The organism is Micromonospora sp. NPDC007271 (assembly GCF_040634005.1).
Taxonomy (GTDB): domain Bacteria; phylum Actinomycetota; class Actinomycetes; order Mycobacteriales; family Micromonosporaceae; genus Micromonospora.
In genome coordinates, this window is sequence record NZ_JBEYER010000148.1 from 8,579 (window position 1) to 12,610 (window position 4,032).

The window sequence follows — 4,032 nt, forward strand, 5'->3', positions numbered from 1 at the left end:
CGGCCCTGATGCGGCACCGGCCGCTCGGCGTGGTGACCCGGGGGACGACGAATCCCAACCGGCTCCGGCGGGTGGACAACTGGATCGTCGAGACCTGCGGCGATGCGCTGCGCGCCGCCGCCGACCCGCTGGTCGTCGACCTGGGCTACGGCGCCACCCCGGTGACCGCCGTCGAGCTGCGGGCCCGCCTGGCGGCCAAGGTCCGCGCGGACGTCCGGGTGGTCGGGTTGGAGATCGATCCGGTACGCGTGGCCGCCGCCCAGCCGGCCGCCGCGCCACCCGGGTTGACCTTCACCCGGGGCGGTTTCGAACTCGCCGGGCTCCGGCCCGCCCTGGTCCGGGCGTTCAACGTGCTGCGCCAGTACGACGAGCGCGAGGTGGCCGAGGCCTGGCGTACGGTGACCGAACGGCTGGCCCCGGGCGGGCTGCTGGTCGAGGGGACCTGCGACGAGCTGGGCCGGCTCGGCAGCTGGGTGCTGCTCGACGCGGACGGCCCGCGCACGTTGACCCTGGCCGCCAGGCTGGCCACCCTGGACCGCCCGGCCCAGCTCGCCGAGCGGCTGCCGAAGGCGCTGATCCACCACAACGTTCCGGGCGAGCAGATCCACGACCTGATCCGCGCCCTGGACGACGCCTGGCAGGCCGCCGCCGGCTACGCCCCGTTCGGCCCCCGCCAGCGCTGGCTGCAGGCCGTCCAGGCCGTCCGCGCCGCCGGCTGGCCGATCGTGGACCACCCCCGCCGCTGGCGCCACGGCGAACTCACCCTCCCCTGGCCCGCCGTAGCCCCCACCTGACCCGCCCCTCTCCCGTCGATCAAGAAGCTCGGGTCAGATTTCGGGCCTGTCGAGACGCAAACTCCTTGATCAACGCGGTCTCGTGGGGCCGGGTGGGTTGGGAGGGGTCAGATGGTGCAGTTGATGAGGACGGGTTCGGGGTGGAGGGTGACGCCGAAGCGGTCGTGGACGCCGTCGCGGATCTCCCGGGCCAGTGCCACCAGCGCCGCGGTGCTGGCGGTGCCGCTGCGGTTGGTGAGGGCGAGGGTGTGCTTGCTGGAGATGGCCACGCCCTCCAGGCCCGGGTGCCCCTTGCCGTAGCCGGCCCTGTCGATCAACCAGGCGGCGCTGACCTTCACCACATCCCCGGCCCCCGGCCAGGAGGGCGGCTCACCGAGATCGGCGGCCCGCTCCCGGAGCAGCTCGTACGCCGCGCGCTCCAGCACCGGGTTGGTGAAGAAGGATCCCACCGACCAGGTGTCCGGGTCGTCCGCGTCGAGCACCATGCCCTTGCCGGCGCGCAGCCGCAACACGGTGGCCCGGGCGTCGGCGAGCGGCACCCGGTCACCCACCTCGACGCCGAGCGCCCGGGCCAGCTCGGCGTAGCGCACCGGGCCGGAGAGCGGCGAGCGGGCCAGCCGGAAGTCGACCGAGAGCACCACCCAGCGGTCGCTGTACTTGAAGATGCTGCCCCGGTACGCGAAACCGCAGTCGGCCGCCGGGATGTGGACGACCTCGCGGTGGGTGCGGTCGTAGGCCTGGACACCGGTGATCGTCTCGGCCACCTCCTGGCCGTACGCGCCGACGTTCTGGATCGGTGTGGCGCCGGCGGAGCCGGGGACGCCGGAGAGGCACTCCAGCCCCGACCAGCCCCGCTTCAGGGTGGCGGCGACCAGGTCGTCCCACGGCTCGCCGGCCTCGACCCGTACGGTGACCGTGTCGGCGTCCTCGGCGATCACCCGGAACCCACGGGAGCGGACCAGGACGACCGTGCCGGGGAAGCCCCGGTCGCCGATCACGACGTTGCTGCCGCCGGCGAGGACCAGGACCGGGTCCTCCCGCATCTCCGCGTCCCGCACCTTTTGTACGATTTCCTCGGCGCTGGTGGCGGTCTCCAGCCGGCCGGCCGGGCCACCGAGGCGGAGCGTGGTGTAGCGGGCCAGGGTGGCCGGATCGGTCGGGACGGCCCCGGTCGTCGGTTCGGCGTAGACGTCTGACACGCCTCTCACCCTAGGCTGAGGGGTAGCCGCGGCACCCACTGGTGGCCCGGTCACCCCCGGGAGGATTCCGATGAGCAGACTGCACGGCACGAAGGACTTCTGGATCGGCGCGCTGCGGACGGAGGGTCCCACCTTCGCCGCCGCCGTCGCCGAGGCACCGCCGGAGACGCCGGTGCTCTCCTGTCCCGGCTGGACGGTCACCGATCTCGCCCACCACCTGGCCGGGATGTACGTCTGGACCCGCACCGTGGTGACCGCCGGGACCACCACCCGGCCGGTACGCGAGGACGTCACACCGCCGGCGGGCCTCCCGCCAGCTGAGTGGTACCGCCAGGAGTACGACCAGCTCATGGCGCTGTTCGAGGGGCTGGATCCGGAGGCTCCGGCGTGGAACTTCGCGCCCCAGCCGAAGAAGGCGGGCTTCTGGCCCCGCCGGGCGGCGCACGAGACGGCGGTGCACCGCTGGGACGCCCAACTCGCCATCGGTGCCGGCGAGCCGATCGAGGCCAAGCTCGCGGCCGACGGGGTGAGCGAGGTGCTGGACACCTGGCTGCCGGCCGGGCGGCGCACCCAGGCCGGCCAGTGGCACGGGGTGGTGCAGCTGACCGCGACCGACGCCGCGCAGGACTGGTACCTGCGGCTGCGTGGCGAGGGGGTGGCCCTGCTGGACACCGCGACCATCCTCGACCACGACGATCACCACGCCCGGGCGCAGGTCGTCGGCACGGCCAGCGACCTGTTGCTGGCGCTGATGGGCCGGATCAGCTTCGACGCGCTCGGGGTGGCCGGCGACCGCCGGCTGCTCGACGGGCTGCGGGTGGGCTGACCAGCCGAGGCGCCCGGGCGGGGAGCGGGCCGCCCCTCGGGGCCGGCGGGCAGCGTCCGTCGACACCGGGAGATGATCTCCCGGGAGCGGGCGGTGACGAGGTGGTGGTGACGCGGATGGCGACGGCACAGCGACCGACCCTGGAGGCGGTGGCCCGGCGGGCGGGCGTGTCCCGGGCGACGGTCTCCCGGGTGGTCAACGGCTCCACCACCGTCGCCGAGCCGATCCAGCAGGCGGTCCGCCAGGCGGTGGCAGAGCTCGGGTACGTCCCGAACCTCGCCGCGCGCAGCCTGGTCACCCAGCGCACCGACTCGATCGCGCTGGTGCTGCCCGAGGCGGCGACCCGGGTCTTCTCCGACGACCAGGTGTTCCCCGGGTTCATCCGGGGCGCGGCGCAGGAGCTGGAGGCCGCCGACAAGCAGCTCGTGCTGATGCTGGCCGGCTCGCCGGCCGGGCACGAACGGGTCGAGCGGTACACCACCGGCCGGCACGTGGACGGGGTGCTGTTCGCCTCGCTGCACGGCGAGGACCCGCTGCCCGGCAGGCTGGCCCGGCTCGGCATCCCGGTGGTGTGCAGCGGCCGGCCGTTGGACGGCGCCGAGGTGCCCTACGTCGACGTAGACCACGTCGGCGGGGTCACCCGGGCCGTCCGGTATCTGATCGGGACCGGTCGGCGGCGGATCGCCACCATCGCCGGCCCGCAGGACATGGTCGCCGGCATCGAGCGGCTCATCGGCTACCGGAGCGCGGTCACCGACGCCGGCTTGCCGGAGCTGGTGGCGTACGGCGACTTCACCCGGGAGTCGGGTGCCACGGCGATGCGGCAACTGCTCGCCGCGCACCCGGACCTGGACGCGGTGTTCGCCGCGTCGGACCTGATGGCGCACGCCGCCCTGCGGACCCTGCGGGAGGCGGGCCGGCGGGTGCCGGACGACGTGGCGGTGGTCGGGTTCGACGACATCGAGACGGCGGCGTACACCGAACCGCCGCTGACCACGATCCGGCAGCCGATAGTGGAGCTGGGCCGGGCGATGACCCGGCAACTGCTCCGGATCGCGGCGGGCGAGACGGTCGAGCAGGCGCTGCTGCTGCCCACCGAGCTGGTGGTGCGCGAGTCGGCGTAGCCGAGGCAGCGGACCGGGCCGGGGCCGGGGGTGTCGGGGTCGAGGTGACCGTGCCCGGGGCGCTGCTCACCGTCGGCGCGCAGCCGGGT

General features: G+C 74.4%; 4 protein-coding genes. 3 read left to right on the plus strand and 1 reads right to left on the minus strand.

Annotated features, from left to right (window positions below):
* Positions 1 to 8: 8 nt before the first annotated feature.
* Positions 9 to 794 carry a class I SAM-dependent methyltransferase gene (locus tag ABZ570_RS31900; RefSeq protein WP_358071565.1) on the plus strand — a complete coding sequence of 262 codons (786 nt, stop codon included), beginning with the start codon at positions 9 to 11 and terminating at the stop codon, positions 792 to 794.
* Between the two features lie 107 nt (positions 795 to 901).
* Here ABZ570_RS31900 and ABZ570_RS31905 read toward each other — a convergent pair whose 3' ends face one another.
* Positions 902 to 1,993: a UDP-N-acetylmuramate dehydrogenase gene (locus ABZ570_RS31905; RefSeq protein ID WP_358071559.1), complete on the minus strand. Its 1,092-nt coding sequence runs from the start codon at positions 1,991 to 1,993 to the stop codon at positions 902 to 904.
* A gap of 70 nt (positions 1,994 to 2,063) precedes the next feature.
* On the opposite strand from ABZ570_RS31905, the gene ABZ570_RS31910 reads away from it, so the two are divergent.
* Together ABZ570_RS31910 and ABZ570_RS31915 are read left to right on the plus strand one after the other, a co-directional pair.
* The gene (locus tag ABZ570_RS31910) at positions 2,064 to 2,819 is read left to right on the plus strand and encodes a maleylpyruvate isomerase family mycothiol-dependent enzyme (RefSeq protein WP_358071561.1); all 756 of its coding nucleotides are present in this window, start codon (positions 2,064 to 2,066) and stop codon (positions 2,817 to 2,819) included.
* 116 nt (positions 2,820 to 2,935) lie between these two features.
* Positions 2,936 to 3,943, plus strand: coding sequence for a LacI family DNA-binding transcriptional regulator (locus tag ABZ570_RS31915; RefSeq protein WP_358071563.1), 1,008 nt, complete (start codon positions 2,936 to 2,938; stop codon positions 3,941 to 3,943).
* Positions 3,944 to 4,032 lie beyond the last annotated feature (89 nt).

What these genes read in the sequence shown, in the direction of transcription:
- ABZ570_RS31910 (WP_358071561.1), top strand. Translation starts at nt 2,064, where the DNA reads ATGAGCAGACTGCACGGCACGAAGGACTTCTGGATCGGCGCGCTGCGG.
- ABZ570_RS31900 (WP_358071565.1), top strand. Translation starts at nt 9, where the DNA reads ATGCGGCACCGGCCGCTCGGCGTGGTGACCCGGGGGACGACGAATCCC.
- ABZ570_RS31915 (WP_358071563.1), top strand. Translation starts at nt 2,936, where the DNA reads ATGGCGACGGCACAGCGACCGACCCTGGAGGCGGTGGCCCGGCGGGCG.